Annotated in this window: 20 protein-coding genes; 2 read left to right on the plus strand and 18 right to left on the minus strand. The window is 73.0% G+C overall.

The genetic code is table 11. The annotated features are described in order from the left end of the window. Positions 1-24: 24 nt before the first annotated feature. From RB150_00185 to efeU, 12 genes are all read right to left on the minus strand, one after another. Positions 25-522 carry a cupin domain-containing protein gene (locus tag RB150_00185; protein ID MDQ7818959.1) on the minus strand — a complete coding sequence of 166 codons (498 nt, stop codon included), beginning with the start codon at positions 520-522 and terminating at the stop codon, positions 25-27. 10 nt (positions 523-532) lie between these two features. Further along, positions 533-1,504 (minus strand): ferritin-like domain-containing protein, encoded by a 972-nt coding sequence (locus RB150_00190; GenBank protein ID MDQ7818960.1) that lies wholly within the window; start codon positions 1,502-1,504, stop codon positions 533-535. 10 nt (positions 1,505-1,514) lie between these two features. Next, positions 1,515-2,030: a hypothetical protein gene (locus tag RB150_00195; GenBank protein MDQ7818961.1), complete on the minus strand. Its 516-nt coding sequence runs from the start codon at positions 2,028-2,030 to the stop codon at positions 1,515-1,517. A 13-nt stretch (positions 2,031-2,043) separates the two neighbouring features. Beyond that, on the minus strand, positions 2,044-2,886 hold the full coding sequence (locus RB150_00200) for a sulfurtransferase (protein ID MDQ7818962.1): 843 nt from the start codon (positions 2,884-2,886) through the stop codon (positions 2,044-2,046). Between the two features lie 371 nt (positions 2,887-3,257). Then, the gene (locus RB150_00205) at positions 3,258-4,199 is read right to left on the minus strand and encodes a pyridoxal-phosphate dependent enzyme (protein MDQ7818963.1); all 942 of its coding nucleotides are present in this window, start codon (positions 4,197-4,199) and stop codon (positions 3,258-3,260) included. Beyond that, complete coding sequence (locus RB150_00210; protein ID MDQ7818964.1) at positions 4,192-5,046, minus strand: ParB N-terminal domain-containing protein; 855 nt, start codon at positions 5,044-5,046, stop codon at positions 4,192-4,194. Before RB150_00210 ends, RB150_00205 begins: the two co-directional genes overlap by 8 nt. 112 nt (positions 5,047-5,158) lie before the next feature. Beyond that, positions 5,159-6,583 (minus strand): cystathionine beta-synthase, encoded by a 1,425-nt coding sequence (locus RB150_00215; GenBank protein ID MDQ7818965.1) that lies wholly within the window; start codon positions 6,581-6,583, stop codon positions 5,159-5,161. Then, complete coding sequence (locus RB150_00220) at positions 6,568-6,900, minus strand: ubiquitin-like small modifier protein 1 (GenBank protein ID MDQ7818966.1); 333 nt, start codon at positions 6,898-6,900, stop codon at positions 6,568-6,570. The genes RB150_00215 and RB150_00220 overlap by 16 nt, the downstream gene beginning before the upstream one ends. 84 nt (positions 6,901-6,984) lie before the next feature. Then, entirely contained in the window at positions 6,985-8,136 is a 1,152-nt protein-coding gene (locus tag RB150_00225; protein ID MDQ7818967.1) for a cystathionine gamma-synthase, read from the minus strand. Further along, the gene (lipB, locus tag RB150_00230; GenBank protein MDQ7818968.1) at positions 8,136-8,843 is read right to left on the minus strand and encodes a lipoyl(octanoyl) transferase LipB; all 708 of its coding nucleotides are present in this window, start codon (positions 8,841-8,843) and stop codon (positions 8,136-8,138) included. The genes RB150_00225 and lipB overlap by 1 nt, the downstream gene beginning before the upstream one ends. A 154-nt stretch (positions 8,844-8,997) precedes the next feature. Beyond that, entirely contained in the window at positions 8,998-9,816 is an 819-nt protein-coding gene (locus RB150_00235) for a hypothetical protein (protein ID MDQ7818969.1), read from the minus strand. A gap of 33 nt (positions 9,817-9,849) precedes the next feature. Next, positions 9,850-10,680, minus strand: a complete 831-nt coding sequence (efeU, locus tag RB150_00240) for an iron uptake transporter permease EfeU (protein MDQ7818970.1) — start codon at positions 10,678-10,680, stop codon at positions 9,850-9,852. Between the two features lie 202 nt (positions 10,681-10,882). On the opposite strand from efeU, the gene RB150_00245 reads away from it, so the two are divergent. After that, positions 10,883-11,299 carry a Fur family transcriptional regulator gene (locus RB150_00245; protein ID MDQ7818971.1) on the plus strand — a complete coding sequence of 139 codons (417 nt, stop codon included), beginning with the start codon at positions 10,883-10,885 and terminating at the stop codon, positions 11,297-11,299. After that, entirely contained in the window at positions 11,296-11,988 is a 693-nt protein-coding gene (locus RB150_00250) for a metal-dependent transcriptional regulator (GenBank protein ID MDQ7818972.1), read from the plus strand. The genes RB150_00245 and RB150_00250 overlap by 4 nt, the downstream gene beginning before the upstream one ends. Positions 11,989-12,133: 145 nt before the next feature. Here RB150_00250 and RB150_00255 read toward each other — a convergent pair whose 3' ends face one another. The 6 genes from RB150_00255 to RB150_00280 form a co-directional block, all read right to left on the minus strand. Beyond that, positions 12,134-13,492, minus strand: a complete 1,359-nt coding sequence (locus RB150_00255) for a TrpB-like pyridoxal phosphate-dependent enzyme (GenBank protein ID MDQ7818973.1) — start codon at positions 13,490-13,492, stop codon at positions 12,134-12,136. 431 nt (positions 13,493-13,923) lie between these two features. Next, positions 13,924-15,621, minus strand: a complete 1,698-nt coding sequence (locus tag RB150_00260; protein MDQ7818974.1) for an ABC-ATPase domain-containing protein — start codon at positions 15,619-15,621, stop codon at positions 13,924-13,926. 20 nt (positions 15,622-15,641) lie between these two features. After that, positions 15,642-16,658 (minus strand): nucleoside 2-deoxyribosyltransferase, encoded by a 1,017-nt coding sequence (locus RB150_00265; GenBank protein MDQ7818975.1) that lies wholly within the window; start codon positions 16,656-16,658, stop codon positions 15,642-15,644. Beyond that, complete coding sequence (locus tag RB150_00270; GenBank protein MDQ7818976.1) at positions 16,655-17,863, minus strand: acyl-CoA dehydrogenase family protein; 1,209 nt, start codon at positions 17,861-17,863, stop codon at positions 16,655-16,657. Before RB150_00270 ends, RB150_00265 begins: the two co-directional genes overlap by 4 nt. Positions 17,864-17,867: 4 nt before the next feature. Then, positions 17,868-19,067 (minus strand): M20 family metallopeptidase, encoded by a 1,200-nt coding sequence (locus tag RB150_00275; GenBank protein MDQ7818977.1) that lies wholly within the window; start codon positions 19,065-19,067, stop codon positions 17,868-17,870. A gap of 89 nt (positions 19,068-19,156) precedes the next feature. Beyond that, a complete protein-coding gene (locus RB150_00280) occupies positions 19,157-20,557 on the minus strand; it encodes a S41 family peptidase (GenBank protein ID MDQ7818978.1) in 1,401 nt (466 codons plus the stop codon).

The raw sequence follows: 20,557 nt of genomic DNA on the forward strand, positions 1-20,557 counted from the left end.
GGCCGTGGGCGTCGGAGGTCCCGGTCAGAACGCGTAGGGGGCGGTGGCGGGGTTGGCCCGCAGGGCCTCCCACTCGGCGTCCGAGACCGGCTGCGGGGGATCCCGCTGTGCGTCCACCGGGCAGAGAAAGCCAAACGGCTCGTCGGCCTCGTTGATCCACCGATGGGGGACGCCCGGGGGCACCCGCAGCAGGTCGAACGGGCGCAGGTCGACGACGCGGTCCCCCACCAGGGCCCGGCCCCGGCCCCGCAGGACCACGATCAGATGGGGGTGGCGGTGCTTTTCCAGGCTCGAGTAGCCCCCCGAGGCGATCTCGAAGTAGCGCAGCTCGAACACCGACGGCACCGCCGGAGGACCGGCCAAGGTGACGCGTACCACCCCCCGCCAGCCCATGCCCCGGGCGTCACCCGTGGCGAACTTGTAGACCTCCGCCGGTACCTGCGGCCACCGGAACGCCTGCGGGTCGAACGCCAGGCGACCGGCGGCACGGCTGGGGCCGGGCGGAGGAAGCGGACGGTCCACGCGGCCTCCCTTACATGGCGTTGCCGGCAGCCCGGGCGTGCAGATCGGCGATGTGCCGGGCCGCGGGCTCGGGAAAACCGCTGCCGACCAGGCGGCGCACACGGACCTCCTGGAGCTCCTGCACGAACGCCCGCACCTTGTCAACCCCGCGCACGAATGCCGGCCCCTGGGGGGCGCCGCCGGCCAGGACGGCCAGAGCTTCCTGGATCTCGTCCGGGATCCCCGACACCTCCCGGGCGAATGCCACCCGCTCCTCCAGCGCCTGGACGAACCGGTCCACCGCCTGGGGGTCCTGGCTGAGCTGCACGCGCACCCGCCCGGTCCCGTAGGCCACGTGGCGCGCCTCGTCCTCGTGGGAGCGGGTGAAGATGGCCCGGCTGGCCTCGTCGGGGGCGATCCGGCGCAGGAACGCGAACAGGTCCAGAAACGTCCCTTCGCCCAGAACGTGGAGCAGGAACGACGCCTTGTCGAACTCCTCCTGGCGGAGCAGGCCCAGCAGCGACGCCTCGGTGGCCGGGTAGGTGCCCACGTAGCCTACGCCGTTGCTGAACAGGCGCCTGACGAACACCTCCACGTGGCGGGCCTCATCCACCACCTGGGTGGACAGGAACAGCACCGGCTCCAGATACGCCGGGTGAATGCGCGGCACGAACTTGGCCGGGATGTACCAGGCCGCCATCTCCTGCTGGACCATCCACGTCAGGACGGTGCACAGGGCGCGCTCCAGGGGCTCGGGGACGCCCCGGGCGGCCGGCCAGGGAATGTCCCGGTCGGCGTCCCACTGGCGCTGGCGGGCCTGGACGTACAGGGCCTCGACACCGTCGGCCCACACCTGGCCGCGCTCCAGGACCTGGTAATCCACCGGCCAGCCTCCGCCCGCGGGCGGGTACAGGCCCCGGGGTCCCAGGCCGCGCGGAGCGACCCGGTCGGGCGGCGGACCCAGCAGGGAGGTCAGGCGCGAAGGCGCCGCACGGTCGCGCATGGGCGTCTTATCACCCAGCGGCAGCGGGTGCGGCCAGGAAGCGCAGTCCGGGCGTGACTTCCTCCCACGACTCCAGCAGCCGGCGGGCCGGGTCCGCCGAGCAGCCGTGCACGCGCAGGGTGTGGCCGACCCTGGCCAGTTCGTAACGGATCACCGCGTTGAGGGGGCAGGACAGGAACGGGTCGGGATAGCGGCGGGCCAGGGCGGCGTAGGCCCCGGTGCCGAGCAGGTCCCGCCACACGCCGTGGGTCCCCCGGTCAGGGGTGGGCTCGGCCTTCTCCAGCCGGGCGAATTCCAGGCGCTCGAGGAACATGGTGAGGATGCTCCGCACCGAATCCTCGGGAGAGGGGCCGGTCTGGTAGGTGATGCCCCGCTCGCGCAGGTACTCGGCCAGGTGGCGACCGAACTCCCGGTGCAGTTCCTCCGCCAGCCGGGCGCCGACTCCGGAGGAGGCCAGGTCGCCCAGGAGGGCGCCCAGCGCGTACAGCACCGCGTCGTAGGTGATCTGCCGTCCGTCCTGAGCCACCTCCTTCACCTCCTCACCGCTCGATGGGCGCACCCACCAGGCTGCCCCACTCGGTCCACGAGCCGTCGTAGTTGCGGACCCGGGGATAGCCCAGCAGGTACCGCAGGGTGAACCAGGTCAGGGACGACCGCTCGCCGATGCGGCAGTAGGCGATCACCTCCTGGTCGGACCGGATACCCTGGCCCTCGTACAGCCGGCGCAGTTCGTCGGCGGGCTTGAAGGTGCCGTCGTCGCGGACATTCTGGGTCCAGGGGATGTTGGCGGCGCCGGGGATGTGGCCGGGCCGCTGGGCTCCCTCCTGGGGGTACGCCGGCGGGGCCAGCAGCCGGCCGGCGTATTCGTCGGGGGAACGCACGTCCACCAGGGCCACCTGGGGCTGGCCCAGCCGCCGGAGGATCTCGTCGCGATAGGCGCGGACGGACCGGTCGGGGACCGGCACCGGATACGCCGCCGGAGGGTGCCGGGGCACCTCCCGGCTGACCGGGCGGCCCTCCCGCAGCCAGCGGTCGCGCCCGCCGTTGAGGATGCGGCAGTCGCGATGGCCGTAGTACGTGAACAGCCAGAAGGTGTAGGTGGCGAACCAGTTGCTGCGGTCCCCGTAGAAGACCACGGTGTGGTCGGGGCCGATCCCCCGCTCGCCCACGATGGCGGCAAAGCGGTCCGGGGGCACCCAGTCCCGGATGACGGGGTCCTGCAGGTCGTCCTTCCAGTGCAGCCGGATGGCGCCGGGGATGTGGCCGTCGGCGTACAGCTCGGGGTTCTCGTCGGCCTCCACGATGCGGACCGACGGATCAGACAGGCGCGCCTGCAGCCACTCCGGCTCCACCAGCACCTCGGGATGCGCGTATCCACTCATCGCCGTTCCCTCCTCTCCGGGTCATCCGGACGCCCAGGTCCGGGTGGCGGAGGCGGTCGCGGCCGTCAGGTTGGTGCCCGAGAGTGGGTCGAAGCTAGCGGACGGGGCGCGCGGCAGCCTCCGCCGGCTGCGGGAAGACCCCACGGGCCTGCCGCAGCAGACCCGTGGGGCGGGGACAGATGCACCCCCGGGGGAAGTGGCGGGCATGTCCGGGACGAAGCGCCGCGCTCACCATGGTGGTTGAGATTACTGCTAGCAGGAGCAGGGGACGCTGTCAAGTGGACTTCGCGATCCGGGAGCAGGGATCCGGGCGGAGTCCGCCGGCCGACCCAGCGTCCTCCGTTTGGCCTTCCCCGTCCGGGGAGGCGCGGTCAGAACCGCCACAGGGGCGTGGACAGGTAGCGGTCGCCGCCGTCGGGGGCCACGGCGACGATCACCCCCTCCCGCAGGTCGCGGGCGACCTCCAGGGCGGCCGCCACGGCGGCGCCGGCGGACTGGCCCACCAGCAGCCCTTCCTCCCGCGCCAGGCGCCGGGCCATCTCGTAGGCCACCTCGGTGCGGACGGAGATCGTGCGGTCGTGTCCGGTGGGGTCGTAGATCCCCGGCACGATGGCGCTGGCCATGTGCTTGAGGCCCTCGATCCCGTGCAGGGGGCTGTCGGGCTCCACGGCCACCACCTGCACGCCCGGGCGCATCTCCCGCAGGCGGCGGCCGGCGCCCATCACCGTGCCCGAGGTGCCCAGGCCCGCCACGAAGTGGGTGATCCGGCCGCCGGTCTGCGCGAAGACCTCCGGGCCGGTGGTCTCGTAGTGGGCGCGGGGATTGCTGGGGTTGTTGTACTGGTCTCCGTAAAAGTAGCGGTCCCGCCCGGCCTCGTACAGCCGGCGGGCGACGACGATGGCGCCGTCGGACCCCTCCAGGGGGTCGGTATACTCCACCTCCGCCCCGTAGGCGGCCAGGATCCGCCGCCGTTCCTCGCTGACGTTGCCGGGCACCACCAGGTGGACCCGGTAGCCGCGGGCGGCGCCGATCATGGCGTAGGCGATCCCGGCGTTGCCCGACGTGGAGTCCAGGATGATCCGGTCGGGGGTGAGGCGGCCGTCCCGCTCGGCGTCCAGGATGATCTGGCGCACGGGGCGGTCCTTGACCGACCCGCCCGGGTTGAACCACTCGGCCTTGACGTAGACCTCCACCGACGGGGGCAGGTCCCGGGCGAGGCGGATCAGGCGCAGCAGAGGGGTGTGGCCGATGGCGTCCAGCAACGTGGTGGCGGACGCGATGGCCGGGCGGGCCGAGGGCAGCGGACTACTCATCGAGCAGAAAGACCGGCTCGGGGTAGTAGCGTACGCGGTGCTCCAGCAGGCGCCGGCGCATCTCGTCGGCGAGCCAGCGGTTGGCGGCCTCCAGGTCCCGGGCGTCGGTGAGCACCGCCAGGGGCAGGTTGAGGCGCAGGGCCCGGCCGGGAATCAGGTGGCGGGTGATGCCGGTGGGCAGCTTGGCCGGGCCGCCGGCGATCTGGAGGATGTCCTCCTTGGTGAAGCGGGGGAACACCACCAGCGCGCCCACCGCGCCGTACTCCCGCTCCAGCACGTCCAGGTCCGACTCCGCCACCCGGTAGATCCGGTTGGCGCCCTTGTAGGTGTCCACCACCTCCAGGAGCAGCGCGGCCAGCAGCCTCTCGGGGGAGAGGGTCACGGCGTAGGCGCCGGCGCGGGTGATCACGCAGCAGGCCGCGGCGCGCTCCCCCAGCCAGCGAGCGACCGCGTCCGCAGGCACGGGGCGTACCGGCAGGCCGCGGCGGGCCAGCTGGGCGGGGAGGTCGGCGGCCTCCACCAGCAGGTGGTGCCAGACCTCCAGACGCACCTGGGGGTCCTGGTAGTCCACCACCTGCAGCACCGCCGCCGGGGCGCCCATCTCGGCCAGGGCGCGGGTGCGGTTGGCGCCGTCGAGGACCACGAAGCCGCCGTCGGGCAGGGGGGCGGCCACCGGGGGGTTGCGCAGCACGCCATCGGCGCGCAGCCTCTGCACCAGGCGCGCCACCCGGCCGGGGTCGCACTCCTCGTGCAGATGCACCTGGTCCCGGGCGACGATCCGCAGATCCGGCAGCGCCGCGCCGGCGGGCAGGCGGACGGCGGAGTGGGCTCGGGTCGGGTCAGCCATCGGCGATCACGTCACCCGTCTCGGCGATCACGTCACTAGTCTATACAGTCCGGCCCGGCAGCACACCTCTTCGGGGAGGGCGGGATCAGGGATCCGCACCGGCCGGCGGGATTCAGGGGCGGCGGGCCAGGTGGTCGATGACGTCGATCTTGGTGACGATCCCCACCACCGTCCCGTGGTCCACCACCACGACGGCGCCGGCCGCCAGGAAGATGTCGGCCAGGGCGTCAACGGGCGTGTCGGGGGACACCACCGGCGGCGCCGGGTCGATGAGGGGCTGGATGGGGTCGTCGGGGCGGTGGGACGGGTCCAGCAGGTAGCGCAGCACGTCCACCTCGCTGACCATGCCCACCAGGCGCCCGTCCTCCAGCACCGGGAGCTGGGAGACGTCGTACTGCTTCATCTTGGCGATCACGTCGCTGATGGGGTCGGTGCGGGCGGCGGTGACCAGGGGCAGGCGCCGGGTGCGCACCAGGTCCGCCACCGTCCCCCGCTCCACGTCCAGAAAGCCGTGCTCGCGCATCCAGTCGTCGGAGAAGATCTTGGACAGGTAGCGGGACCCCGAGTCGGGCAGGATGACCACCACCCGCAGGCCGGCCCCGGCGTCGGGCAGGCCCCGCAGGTACTTGAGCGCCCCGGCCACCGCCGCGCCACTGCTGCCCCCGCAGAACAGCCCCTCCTCCCGCACCAGGCGGCGGGTCATCAGGAACGCCTCCCGGTCCGAGACCTGGACCACCTCGTCCACGACCCCGAAGTCCATGGTCTGGGGGAGGAAGTCCTCCCCGATGCCCTCCACCTTGTAGGTGCGGGGCTCGGGCAGGCGGCCCGTACGGACGTAGTCGTAGTAGACCGAGCCCACCGGGTCCACGCCCACCACCCGCACGCGGGGATTGCGCTCCTTGAGGTACCGGCCCGCCCCCGAGATGGTGCCGCCGGTGCCCATGCCGGCCACCAGGATGTCCACCCGCCCGCCGGTCTGCCGCCAGATCTCCGGGCCGGTGGTCTCGTAGTGCGCCCGGGGGTTGGCCGGGTTGGCGTACTGGTTGGCGTAGAAGCTGTTGGGAGTCTCCTCGGCAATCCGACGGCTCACGCTGTAGTACGACCGCGGGTCGTCGGGGGGGACGGCGGTGGGGGTGATCACCACCCGCGCGCCGAACGCCCGCAGCAGCCGGATCTTCTCCTCGGACATCTTGTCGGGCATCACGAAGACCGTCCGGTACCCGCGCACGGCGGCGGCGATGGCCAGTCCCACGCCCGTGTTGCCGGAGGTGGCCTCCACGATCGTGCCGCCGGGCCGCAACAGTCCCCGGCGCTCGGCGTCGGCGATCATGGCCGGACCGATCCGGTCCTTCACCGACCCTCCGGGGTTGAGAAACTCCAGCTTGGCCACCACCTCGGCCCGGACGTCCCGGGTCACCCGGTGCAGGCGCACCAGGGGCGTGCGGCCGACGACGTCCAGGACGGTGTCGTAGATCTCCTCGTGGGGCCGGGCGCGGCGGCGCGATCGGCGCGAGGCGGCGGTCACTTTGCGGGGCACGGCGGTCCTCCCTGAGCGGCGGGGTCCGGGATCCGGGACCCGCTTTCCCCGCCCGCCATGGCGGGGATGATGGACACCTCGTCGGTGTCCCGCACCGGGGTCGCCAGCCCCTGCAGCTGGCGGATCTCGGTGCCGTTGACGAAGACGTTGATGAACGACCGCACCTGGCCGCTGTCGTCACACAGCTGGCTGCGGATGCCGGGGTACTGGCGGTCCAGGGCCTCCAGCACCTCGCCCACGGTGCCCCCCGCCACCCGGATCGTGCTCTGGCCGCCGGTGACCCGGCGCAGCGGCGTGGGAACGTACACGGTCGGCACGGGTCCGTCGCCTCCTCGTGACCAGTCTACACTGTCGGCCCGGCGGGAGGGCAGACCGCAGGCGGGGCGGCCCCGGCGGAACGCTCAGCCGGCCCGGGCCAGGGCCTGGCGGAGGTCTTCGATCAGGTCATCCGGGTGCTCCAATCCCACCGACAGGCGGATCAGTCCCTCGTCCACCTCCAGGGGCGACCCGGCCAGGCTGGCGTGGGTCATGCTGGCCGGGTGGTCCAGCAACGACTCCACCCCTCCCAGGCTCTCGGCCAGGGTGAACACCCGGGTGGCGGAGGCCACGGCGCGCGCCGCCGCGCCCCCTCCGGCCACGATGAACGACACCATCCCCCCGAACCCTGTCATCTGCCGCCGGGCCAGGTCGTGGCCGGGGTGGTCGGGCAGCCCCGGGTAGAACACCCGGCGGACCGCGGGGTGGCCCCGGAGGAACTCGGCCACGAGCCGGGCGTTGCGGGCGTGGCGCTCCATGCGCACCGCCAGGGTCTTGATGCCCCGCAGGACCAGCCAGCAGTCAAACGGCCCGGGCACGGCCCCGGCGGCGTTCTGGTGGAACTTGAGGGTTTCGTAGATGTCCTTGCTGTTGGTCAGGACCGCCCCGCCCACCACGTCGCTGTGGCCGCCGAGGTACTTGGTGGTGGAGTGGACCACGATGTCCGCGCCCAGCGTGAGGGGCCGCTGGAAGTAAGGGGAGGCGAAGGTGTTGTCCACCACCACCAGGGCGTCGCGGGCATGGGCCCGCTCGGCGATGGCGGCGATGTCCAGGATCTTCAGGTACGGGTTGGTGGGGGTCTCCACCAGCACCAGCCGGGGGTGCGCTCGCAGGGCCGACTCCACCTGCCCGAGGTCGGTCATGTCCACGAAGGCGGACTCGACGCCGTAGCGGCGCAGGATCCGCACCAGTAGCCGGTACGTGCCCCCGTAGACGTCGTCGGGGGCCAGAACCCGGTCGCCGGGGTTCAGCAGGTACCCCACCGTGGTCAGGGCGGCCATCCCCGAGGCAAAGGCCAGGCCGTAGCGGGCCTCCTCCAGGGACGCCAGGCAGGTCTCCAGGGCCGTGCGGGTGGGGTTGGCTGTGCGGCTGTACTCGTATCCCTTGTGGACGCCGGGAGCCGACTGGGCGAAGGTGGACGTCTGGTAGATGGGCGGGATGACGGCGCCGGTGGCGGGGTCGGGCGGCTGGCCCTCGTGGATGGCGCGGGTCTCAAACCGACGGCGGGCCACGGGCATCAGGCCGGCACCGCCGGTCCGGCGTCGGGAGCCAGGGCGCGGTCCAGGTCGTCGGCGGTCGCCGGCTCCAGGTCGAGGGCGAAGACCTCGCAGAACGCCCGCCGGTAGGCCGGGCGCACCTCGTCGACGGCGCACGGCCGGCCCAGGAGCCGCGCCATGGATGTCACCGGCCGGCCCAGGCCGCACGGGTTGATGACGGCAAAGCGGGACAGGTCGGGGTCCACGTTGAGGGCAAAGCCGTGCATGGTGACCTTCCGTTTGACGGCCACCCCCACCGCCGCGATCTTCGCGTCGCCGACCCACACGCCCGGGTAGCCCGCCAGCCGCGCCGCGTCGATGCCGTAGCCGCGCAGGGTGCGGATGAGGGTCTCCTCCAGGGCGCGCACGAAGCCCACCACGTCAAAGGTCGTCAGGTGCAGGATCGGGTAGCCGACCAGCTGGCCCGGGCCGTGGTAGGTGACGCTGCCGCCGCGCTCCACCTCGTAGACCTCAAACCCCTGCCGGAGGAGAATCTCCCGCGGCACCAGCAGGTGCTCGGCGCGGGCCGAGCGGCCCATGGTAATCACCGGAGGGTGCTCCAGCAGGATGAGGCCGTCGCCGATCCGGTCCTGCTGGCGCGCGGCCACCAGGCGCTTCTGCAGCGCCCAGGCCTCGGCGTAGGGCGTGCGTCCGGGCAGGTCCAGCAGCCAGGGTCGGCGGGGTGCCATCACACAGGTGATTGTACCAGGAAGGGGCGCGGGATGCGGAACCTCGCGCCTACGGAGGGAGGTTGGAGGTTGAAGGTGAACTGACCCGCCTGGGGTTGACGGTCCCGGGCCGCCACGGGACGACGCCCCCGGCTGGAGACCCGGCTCCCGACACCTAATGGGGCTCCACCACCCCGCTGAAGGTCACGACCTCCAGACCGCGGCGGCGCAGCTCGGCCAGGAACGGGGTGAACCCCAGGGAGTCCCCGGCCAAGTGCCCCAGCAGGATCAGGACGCCGCGGCCGTCGGCCCGCAGACGCTGCAGGTCGGCAAAGTCGATGTGCAGGTAGATGACCGCGTCCACCCCGTGGGCGAAGCAGGTGCGGGCCACCGGGTAGCCGCCGTTGGTGTAGGCGCCGTGGGCCACCACCACCCGGCGCACCGGCGCGCCGGGGTCGCCCAGGGCCAGGCGGACCGGCACCGGGGCGGCCCGCACCTCCGGGAGCGCCCCCAGCGCGTCCACGAGATCCCCGGCGGTGGCGGGACTCGCGCGGAGCACGGCGTCCACCACCTCGACCACCCGACGGCGCCCGACTTCGTCCAGCGGCGCGTGGATGTTCATGAACGGCATCCGGAGCAGCCGGGCGGCCGAGGGCACGTGGTCGGTGTTGGCCACGTGGGCCCGCAGCCGCAGCGCTTCCAGGCGTTCGGCCACCGCCTCCTGCGCCGCCTCGGCCGGGACTCCGGCGGCGGTCATGAACTCCACGTGCCGGGAGAACACCTGCCAGGCGCCGGCCGGCGGAGCCGGCGGGTGGTGGGCGATGACCAGATCGGCGCCCAGCGCGCGCGCCAGCTGCAGCTCGGCCACGCCGACGTCCAGCCCGAACAGCGCCCGGCGGATGCGGTCTCCAGGCACAAACACCGCCGAGTCTCCGGGCACCCGATCCCACCCGGCCAGGCGCAGCGCCACGGCCATGATCTCGTCGGTGGTCACGGCTCGACGGGCGCCCGGCGCCGCTGGAACCCCCTAGGCGCGTGCGTGGTGGGCGGCCAGCTCACGGGCGGTGGGTGGCCGGAAGTACGCCCACCCGACGCCCAGCAGGTACAGCCCGTAGGCCAGCACCTCCAGCAGAGACGGGTTGGCGTTGTAGCCAAAGACCGCTCCCAGCAGACTGCCCGCCACCGACTTTTCCGACAGGATCCGGCTCGTGTCCCAGACCTGTTCGACCATCACGGGCAGCAGGCCAGCCTCCTGGTATTCGTGGATGCCGTGGGCCAGCAGGCCGGCGCCGAACAGGAGCAGCAGCACGCTGGTGATGTTGAAGAACGCCCGCAGGTTGAGCCGATAGGTTCCCCGGTACAGCAGGTAGCCCAGCAAGACCGCCGTTCCCAACCCCAGCACCCCGCCGGCGACGGTCTGCAGCGCCGTGGCGCTCTGGGCCGCCGCAAACATGAACAGCGCCGTCTCGATCCCCTCCCGCCCCACGGCGACGAACGCCAGCAGGACCAGGGCGGTCGAGGATCCCCGCGCCAGGGCGGTACTCACCTGGGCCTGCAGGTGGGCGCGGATGTTGATGGCCTGCCGGCGCATCCAGAAGACCATGTAGGTCAGCACGCCGGCAGCCGTGAACATCGCGGTCCCCTCAAAGATCTCTTCGACGCGTCCTTCCAGCTGCCCGGCGGTCAGGAAGATGGCCGCGCCCGCCAGCAGGCTCACCCCCACGGCCAGTCCCGTCCCCGTCCACACCAGGCCGAACTTGGCCCGATGGCCGGTCCTGGCCAGGTACGCCAGGATGATGCCCACGATCAGGGCAGCCTCCAGTCCCTCCCGCAGCGTGACGAGCAGGGCAGCTCCCATATCCTCCTCCCCGGGTACCGGCGGTCGAAAAGCGCGATCAGGCTAGCCTAATACCTGAGTTCCGTCAATCCATTTGGGGACTGATTGACAGGCCTAACAGGGGGGTGGTTAACTGGAGGAGGCGTGAAAAACCCGCATCCACCGGGGGTTTTCCTGCCGCAGCGACGGCATCCTAACAAGCGTTGTCAGGAACCCTGACGCGATGATAACCGCCGCGAAGCTGGCCCAGGCGTTCCGCGCCCGGGGCCGACGGGTCACCCCACAGCGCGCCCTGCTGTTCAGGCTGATCGAGCGCCTGCAGGAAGACCACCCGACCGCCGAGGCGCTGTACGTGCGGGCGGCCCGGGAGATGCCCACCCTGTCCCTGCGCACCGTCTACAGCACCCTGGAAGAACTGGCGGCGATGCGGGTGATCCGGGCCCTGCACGTGGGCACCGGCGGGATGCGGGTGTGCGTGGACCCGCGCCGCCACCACCACGTGGTGTGCGTGAAGTGCGGCAAGACCCGCGACGTGTTCGTGGACCCCGGCCCCCTGGACGTCCCGCCGGACCAGCGCCAGGGGTTCGTGATCACCGACCACGAGATCGTGTTCCGCGGCATCTGCGCCGAGTGCCGATGACCACCCACGACATCTCCAAAACCGAGCGCGTCGAGATGTACCTGAAGGCGGTGTACACGGTCCAGCAGGCGGCCCCGCCGGTGACGGCCTCCAAAGTCGCCGAGTTCATGGGCGTGGCCACCCCCTCGGCGTGGGAGATGCTGCGGCGGCTGGAGCACCAGGGGCTGGTCCGCGGGGCCGGAGAGGACGGGTTCCACCTGACCCCCGCGGGTCTGGAGCGGGCCACCAAGGTGGTGCGCCGGCTGCGGCTGGCCGAGAGGTTGCTGACCGACGTGCTCCGCCTGGATCTGCCCAGGGTGTACGACGAGGCGTGCAAGATGGAGCACGTCATCAGCGAGGAGGTGGAGGCGCGCCTGGCGGACGTCCTCGGCCACCCCTGCACCTGCCCCCACGGCCTGCCCATCCCCGGCGAGAGTTCCGAACCACCTCCATCTCACACCCTGCTGGACGCCGGCCCGGGGACGCGGGGCCGGGTGGCGGCGATTCCCGAAGAGGATTCGGCCATGGTGGCCTACCTGGCAGGGCTGGGGCTGGTGCCCGGAGCCGCGGTGGACGTGGAGGAGATCGCGCCCTTCAACGGGCCGCTGACCATCTCGGTGGGAGGGCGGCGACAGGCCATCGGGCGGGAGGTGGCGGCCCGGATTCGGGTGGACCTGCGGGAGCGCGGGAACGCCACGCCCTCCACGTAGAGCCCCTCACCCGTCCCCTCTCCCCACGGGGGAGAGGGGAGTCACACGGGGGTCGCATCGCGGATCCCCCACACGTCAGAGATCCCGCCTCCGCCCCGCGGGGGAGATGAAAGCCCCTGTGAGGTCGCGGCCCCGCGCCTGCGCCTCAGGGCTGGATCGCCGCCAGCTCCCGCAACGCCGCCTCCACCTGCTGGCGGGGGTAGGCGTAGTCCTCCAGGCGCCCGGCCAGGAAGTCCTCATAGGCCTTGAGGTCGAAGTGCCCGTGGCCGCTGAGGTTGAACAGGATGACCCGCGCCCGCCCGTCCCGCCTGGCCTCCAGGGCCTCGTCGATGGCCTTGCGCACCGCGTGGGCGGACTCGGGCGCCGGGATGATTCCCTCCGCCCGGGCGAACTGCACCGCGGCGTCGAACACCGCCCGCTGGGGATAGGCGACGGCCTCGATGTAGCCGTGGTGGTACAGCAGGCAGACCAGGGGCGCGTCCCCGTGGTAGCGCAGCCCGCCGGCGTGGATGGCGGGCGGAACAAAGGAGTGGCCGAGGGTGTACATCTTCAGCAGCGGGGTGGTGGCGGCGGTGTCCCCGAAGTCGTACAGGTACCTGCCCCGGGTCAGGGACGGGCACGCCTCCGGCTCCACGGCCACGACCCGGACGTCCTTTCCCTTGAACTTGTCGGCCAGGAACGGGAATGTCAGCCCCGCCATGTTGCTGCCGCCGCCGATGCACCCGATGACCACGTCCGGGTAGTCCCCGGCCATCTCCATCTGCCGCTTGGCCTCCAGGCCGATGACCGTCTGGTGCATGAGGACGTGGTTGAGCACGCTGCCCAGGGAGTACTTGGTGTCGTCGTGGGTGGCGGCATCCTCCACCGCCTCGCTGATGGCGATGCCCAGGCTGCCCGGCGAGTCGGGATCCCGCTCCAGAATCGCCCGGCCCGCCCGGGTGCGGGGGCTGGGGCTGGGGATGACCTCGGCGCCCCAGGTCTGCATCATCACCTTGCGGTAGGGCTTCTGCTCGTAGCTGACGCGCACCATGTACACGGTGCACTCCAGGCCGAACAGGCGGCAGGCCAGGGCCAGGGCGCTGCCCCACTGCCCGGCGCCGGTCTCGGTGGTGAGCCGGCGCACGCCGGCCTGCTTGTTGTAGAAGGCCTGGGCGACTGCGGTGTTGGGCTTGTGGCTGCCGGCAGGGCTGGTGCCCTCGTACTTGTAGTAGATCCGCGCAGGCGTGTCCAGGGCCCGCTCCAGCCGCCGGGCCCGGTACAGCGGCGTGGGCCGCCACAGGCGGTACACGTCGCGCACGGGCTCGGGAATGGGAACCTCGCGTTCGGTGCTCACCTCCTGGGCGATCAGGTCCATGGGAAACAGCGGGGCCAGATCGTCGGGCCCGATGGGCTGCTTGGTCCCGGGGTGGATGACGGGCGGCAGGGGCACCGGCAAGTCGGCCTGGATGTTGTACCAGGCCCGGGGAATCTGGGTTTCGTCCAGCAGGTACTTGACGCTGTCCATGGCAGGACCTCCTCTGCAAAAATCACCGAGCCCTTCGTCGCGGGGACGAAGGGCTCGCTCCGTGGTGCCACCCCAGTTCCGCGCGCCGCCTGCGGGCCACGCGCGGCACTCCTGCCCCGGTCACGGCGGGACGCCGTCGGCGCCTACCGCGCGAGGAAGACGCGCCGGCCGGGAACGCCGTCCGGTCTCCTCACGCTCTCGGGCCGCCCTCCCGGATCCATTCAGCGCCGCGCCGCCGCCGCGGTCCCAGCGTCCCCGCGGCTCTCTGCAGGGGCCGCCGGCGCCTACTCGTTCCGGTCATCGGGTTGCGAGGTGTATTCGCCCCGCACGGGAGATTCCCTCCTGGCATGGCCCACCCTCGCCCGTGCCCTCACCCGGCCCCCTCCCACAGGGAGAGGGACCGTCGGGGGCGGGTCTCCGCGCCTGGGTGGTCACTTCACGCGCAGGGTGCGCAGGCGGTTCAGGGCGGCGGCCAGCTCGTGGCGGCGGGGCAGAGCCAGATCGCCGGCGGGGCCGTCGGGAACCAGCACCTCCAGCCCGGCGCGGGCGATCTCCATCTCGATCAGCCCCAGGATCTCGCGGATGGTGCGGGCGCCGTCGGCCAGGCCCCGGTCGGCGGCAAAGACCAGCGCGGCCGCAATGGCCCGCGCCTGGGCAGGATCCACCAGCTGCTCGACGGCCGAGAGGTCCACGGTGTGGGGACCGAGGGGGATCGCCCGCCGGGGCAGCCGCGGGCCGTCGGCGGACTCGACGCGCGGACGGCGCCCGCGCAGAGGGGCCAGGCTGTCCGGGAGCGGGATCCGGTGGTGAACGCCTCCGAAGCGGGCGCGGGGGGGCCGGGCGGCCGGGGCGGCCTGCTTTGCCTGCGCCGTCACCACCCGGGGACGGAATTCGTCCAGGGCGATGACCGTATCCGCCACCGGCACGTACTCGGCGCCGCGGGTGGTCACGACGATGGAAGACACCCCATGCTCCTCGTACAGGGGGCGGAGCACCTCGGCCAGGGACACCACGGGACGCGCAGCCTCGGGGGCGATCTCCGCCCACAGGGCATCCCGGCCCATCAGGGCGGCCGCCGCCGTGTCCTCGTCCACCAGCAGCAGCGAGCAGCCCGCCTCCAGAGCCTCCATCACCGAGGCGGCCATCGCCAGCGCGTCAGAGGCCGATTCGGTCCGCAGCCGGCGCGGGTCCTGGCCGCCGGGGAGCCGCTCGACGAAGGCGGAGACGTCCACCCCCTCCACCCGCCGGCCGGGATCGGCCCGCACCAGGACGGCGTCGGGCACGGTCACGCAGTACTCGCGCCCGTCCCCTGGCAGGTGAGGGTACACCGCCGCCGCCACCGCCCGCAGAAAGGTGGAGCGCCCGGATAGCGGGTGGCCCAGGACCACGGTGACGCCCCGCGGAATGCCCAGCCCCGTGACGGGCCCCCGGTGGGGCGGGGTGAGGGTCACCCGGAGCTCGCGGGGGGCCTCCAGGGGGACCAGCCGGGACAGCAGGGGCCTGTCGGTGGCGGGATCCCGGGGCAGGACCGCGCCGTCGGCCAGGAAGGCCACGAGGTTGTGCACGGACAGTTCCGTGCGCATGGCCTCGTAATCCTCGACGGCCTCACAGTGTCGCTGGACCGCCGACGGGTTGAGGTTGGGGTACAGGAGCGAGCCCTCGACCACCTGGGGCAGGTCGTCGACGAACAGCGCCTGCAGGGCCTTGCTGGCGAGCCGCCGGCCCTCGGTGGGAAGAACCACCGTGCCCCGCACCTCGACATAGTCCTCGGCCAGGCGGCAGGCCGTCCGTTCCAGGATTTCCTGCTCGCCCACGCTGATGGCGAACGCCGGCCGGACCCCTCGGGCGCGGGCCACGCGGCGAGCGGCGTCCAGCCAGCGGCGCGCCAGGAAGTCCTCCAGGGCGATCCTGCCGGGTCGGGTGGACCACAGGCCCGGGGGGAATCGCGCCTCGGCCATATCCACGCGCACCCGCATCGCCGACGGCGCGCCGGGGGGCTCGGCCGTCACCCGGTCCAGGGCGAGGACGAACCGTTCGAACCGGTACTCGCCCTCCAGGGCCCGGGCGGCCTGAAGGGGCTTGCCCTCCAGGGTGAGGATCTTGTCGCGCAGGCGTTCCCAGGGCAACACGGCGACAGGTCCCCGCCGGGTCAGGCATCCGAGAGGTGAGATGCGGACCGCTCCGGTTCCTGCAGCGCAGCCTCCAGCAGGCGCACGGCGTCGTCGGCGTCGCGGTAGCGGATCAGGCGCACCCAGTCGTTGCCGGCCACCATGGCCGACAGGGCGACGTCCTGCTGGCACAGGCAGACCACGGGCTTGCCCAGGTGCTGGGCCGTGGCGATCTCCACCCCTACCCCCAGCGACGGCACCGAGACCTCGGCCACCACCAGGTCGCACGCGGCCAGCCACTCCCTGTCCCGCCGGTAGATGTCGCGGGGACTGGCCCCGGCGGCCTGCTCCTGCTCCAGGACGTCCGGGGCCGCCACGTGGGCGGTGAGCACCCGGTAGCCGGCCCGCTCCAGGAACGCCACCAGGGCGGCGTAGGTGGGCTGGAGGGCGCGCCCGCCCCGGATCGACCCCGAAAAGTACACCGCCCGGCCCGATCCGCCGGCCACCTGCGCGGCCAGGGGGTGCGGGCGGAGGCTGGCCGGCGCCACGCCCAGCGCCTCCAGCCTGCGGCGGAGGGCGGCGGCCGCCGCCTGGGGATCCGCTCCGGCCGCCTCCACCTCACCCATCCACCCCACGCCGTCCACGTGCTCCACGGCCACGCCCCCCAGCCCGGGCAGCTCGTACAGCGTCCCGGCGGTCTTGCGCACCACAACCCACGGCACGCCGCCCAGGGCTGCGGCCACGGCGTGGCAGGCGGCCGGATCGGCCCGGTGCAGGCAGAGCTTGCCCTCCGGAAAGCGCGAGCGCTTGAACGTCAGCTCCCCGCTGGCCTGCAGGTCCACCCACGACAGCAACAGCTCCGCCGGCTGCGGGGGCGCGTGGTGCTCGCGCACCCGCAGCGACCGGGCGGCGGGGTCCGATGCTCCCGGCAGCCGGTAGTAGTGGTCGGTGAAGGCGTACTCCCCGACCGCCCGCCCCCCCAGGGACGCCACCCGGCGGCGGAAGGCGGCGAGGTCGCCGATGGGAAAGCGCACCTCGCACTCGAACGGCGCGGTCATCGGTCGGGAAACGGCCAGGGAGGCAGCGACACCCGCAGGGGGCGGTCCTCGCGGTAGCCCAGGGCGTAGTCGGCCTGCAGCAGGGTGTGGATCTCCCGGGTCCCCTCGTAGATGACCGCGCCCTTGGCGTTGCGGTAAAAACGCTCCACCGGGTACTCGTCCGCGTAGCCGTAGGCCCCGTGGATCTCCACGGCGTCGCTGGCCGCCTGCTCGCTGGCCACCGTGGCGTACCACTTGGCCAGGGACGTCTCGCGGGTGTTGCGCAGGCCCTGGTTTTTCATCCACCCCGCCCGCAGGTACAGCAGGCGGCTGACCTCGTAGTCCCGGGCCATCCGCGCAATCATCTCCTTGACCAGCTGGTGCTCCCCGATGGGCCGGCCGAAGGCCTGCCGCTGCCGGGCGTAGCGGACGCTGGCGTCCAGGCAGGCGCGGATCAGGCCCGTGGCCCCGGCGGCCACCGTGTACCGCCCCTGGTCCAGGGCGAACATGGCGATGCGGAACCCCTCCCCCTCCTCGCCGATCCGGTGGTCCTCGGGCACCCGCACCTCCTCCAGGACCAGGCTGCCGGTGTTGCCCGCGCGGATGCCCAGCTTGCCGTGGATGGTCGACGTGCTCACCCCGCGCATCTCCCGGGTCACCAGGAAGGCGGAGATGCCCGTGTGGTCCCGCTGGCGCTGCCTGGCCGGGTCCGTCCAGGCGAAGACCAGGAAGTGGTCGGCCACGTCGGCCAGGGACATCCACGTCTTCTCCCCGGTGAGCACGTAGTGGCGGCCGTCCCGCACCGCGGTGGCCTGGATCCCCACGGCGTCGCTGCCGGCGGCAGGCTCGGTGAGCCCGTAGGCGGCGATCTTCTCTCCCCGGGCCTGGGGCACCAGGAAGCGGCGCCGCTGCTCCTCGGTCCCCCAGGTGAGCAGGGTCAGGCTGTTGAGGGCCAGGTGCACCGAGAGGATGACCCGCAGGGAGGTGTCCACGTACTCCAGCTCCTCGCAGGCCAGCCCCAGGCTGATGTAGTCCATCCCGGCGCCGCCGTAGCGCTCGGGGATACACAGGCCCAGGATGCCCAGCCGGGCCATGGCGTCCAGGACGGACCGGTCAAAGCGCTGGGCGCGGTCCAGGTCCCGGATGCGGGGCGCCACCTCCGTCTGGGCAAACTCCCGCACCAGGCGCTGGGCGGCCAGCTGGTGGTCGGCCAGGGTGAAGTCCATCCCCTCACCTCGCCTCCTCCGCCGCCCGCACGGTCGGGGCCAGCAGCATCTGGCCCAGCAGCGCGAGAAACTGGGCGGCGGTGATCATGCTGTTCAGGTCCACGAACTCGTCGGGCGTGTGGGACACATCGGGATCCCCGGGCCCGAACAGGATGGTCGGGATTCCCCGCTCGGCGAAGAACCGGCCGTCGCTGGCCTGGGGATAGCCCACCGGCTCGTCGGGCAGGTGCAGGCGCCGCGCCGCCTCCCGGGCGGTGCGGACCAGGGGGCTGTCCACCGGCGTCTCGATGGGCGCTCCCGACTGCAGGACCTCCACGTCCACCTGCAGGGAGGGATCCGCCGCGCGCAGGTCGGCCACCACCCGCTCGATCTCGGCCAGCGCCGCGGCCACCGACTCGCCGGGCAGGGTGCGGCGGTCCAGGGTGGCCTCGCACCAGTCGGGGACGATGTTGACGGCCACACCCCCGCGGATGGTCCCGATGCTCAGCGACGGCGGGGGCACCAGCGGGTGGGACAGGTCCCGCAGGCGCGCGCCCACCCGCTCCTCCACCGCCAGCAGCACGCGGATCATCTGGCTGATGGCGTTGCTGCCCTCCCAGGGGGTGCTGGCGTGCGCCGCGCGTCCGTGGGTCACCAGCCGCACCCACAGCAGCCCCTTCTCGGCGATGGCCACCCGGTTGCCGGTGAGCTCGCCCACCACCACCTGGTCCGCCCTTAGCAGGCCGCGGTCCACCAGGAACTCCGTCCCCTTGACCCCGCCCACCTCCTCGTCGCTGACCGCCGCGAACACCAGCGTCCCCCGCAGCGGCGCGGCCGCCGCCAGGACCTCCACCGCGCCCAGCATGGCGGCCAGGCTGGCCTTGGCGTCGGCGGCGCCGCGGCCAAATAGCCGGGTGCCCACCACCTCGGCGGCGAAGGGGTCGTGGCGCCAGGCGCGCAGGTCTCCGGGGGGCACCGTGTCCATGTGGGACAGGTACAGCACCTGGGGGCGGCCGGCCCCGATGCGGGCCAGGATGTTGGGCTTGCGGGGCTCGTCGGCCAGCACCTGGAAGTCCACGGCCGCATCCCGCAGCCGCCGGGCCACCACCTCGGCCACCGCGCGGGTGTCCCCCGGAGGGTTCACGCTGGGCGCGCGCACCAGGGTGGCCAGCAGGCCCACCAGGCTGGCGCGGCGGCGTTCGACGGCAGAGAGGACATCGGTCATGGACGGGGCCTGAGTGCTTGTTTCGCCCACGCCCGCCACTTTCCCCCGTGGGGGGCGGGGCGCATCGGGGAGGGACGGAACGGAGAGCCCTAGAAGGGTGTGCGGCCGACGCCGGGGCGCCCCAGAGCCTGCAGGGCGGTCCGCACCCCCGCCAGGAACTGGGGGTCCACGCCCGCCTCCAGGTCGTCTGCGGTCAGCTCCACCACCACGTCCGGGGTCACCCCCGCTCCCTCCAGCCGGACGCCCCGACCGGTCGCCAGCCGGATGGTGGTGACGCTGAGGGCCGACCCGTCGGAGAGGTCGATCAGCACGCTGGCCTCCACCGCGCCCGCGGTCCGGGAGCCCACCACGACGCCGCGGCGGCTCTCCTGGACGGCGGCGGCCAGCAGCTCGGCGGCCGACGCGCTGGCGTCGTCCACCAGCACCACCACCGGCAGCGACGGTGGCAGGAGGGGAATCTGGGTGGTCCGGACCGTCCGCACGGCCCCGCCCTGGCGGCGCTCGGTGTACACCGGGGTCCCGGGAGGCAGGAGGGCGTTGAAGACGGAGGTGAGCTCATCCAGGTAGCCGCCGCCGTTGCCGCGCAGGTCCAGGACCAGCGAGCGCATGCCCTCCTCCAGGAGGCGGGCGAGGGCGGCGCGGACCTCGCGGCCGGTGCGCTCGACGAACTGGTACAGGCGCAGGTAGCCGATCCCCCCGGGCAGCACCTCGGCCCGGAAGATGGAGGGGATGACGATGGGGGCCCGGGTGACGGTCACCACCACCGGGTCGGAGATCCCCGGCCGCTTGAGGGTCAGCGTCACCGGGGTGCCGGCCGGCCCGCGGATCAGCGCGGACACCTGGTCCACCGTCAGGCCGCCGGTGGGGATGTCGTTGACCTGCACGATCCGGTCGAAGGCGCGCACGCCCGCGGCGTCCGCCGGCCCCCCGGGAATGACGCTCCCCACGTAGAACCGGCCATCTTTGGACATCAGCACGATGCCCACCCCGCTGAACCCGGGCTGGCCCTGCTGGCGGCGGCGGCGCTCGGCGTTCTGCTCCGGGCTCAGAAAGCCGGTGTGGGAGTCGTTGAAGGAGTCGGCCATCCCCCGGATGGCGGCGTGCGCCAGCTGGATGGCCGGGATCCGGCCGGCGGCGGCGTCGGCCGCCGCGGCGAACCGCTCGGCGAACGCCCGCTGCGCCTCGGCGTCGGACAGACCCGGCGGCAGGTCGGGCAGGTCCGCGGCGATACCCGCGTCCGCCAGCTGGCGCCGCAGGGCCGCCACCGCGGCGGCGAGGGTGCGGGGAACGTCCACCGGGTCCACGTAGTGGGCCTGCAGCACCTGGAGGGCCTCAAAGACCAGGGCCGGCGACGCCGCCTGGGCGTCGGCCCGCGCCGGCGCGACGACCAGCACAACCAGCAGGAGCGCGGCGGCCAGGACGCGGGCCCCGGAGGCGGCGCGGAGACCTGGCGGGGTTGTGGCCGGCCAGGCAGCGGCAGGAGGTCTCAT

The sequence above is a fragment of the Armatimonadota bacterium genome, assembly GCA_031081675.1.
GTDB lineage: Bacteria > Sysuimicrobiota > Sysuimicrobiia > Sysuimicrobiales > Kaftiobacteriaceae > Calidihabitans > Calidihabitans tengchongensis.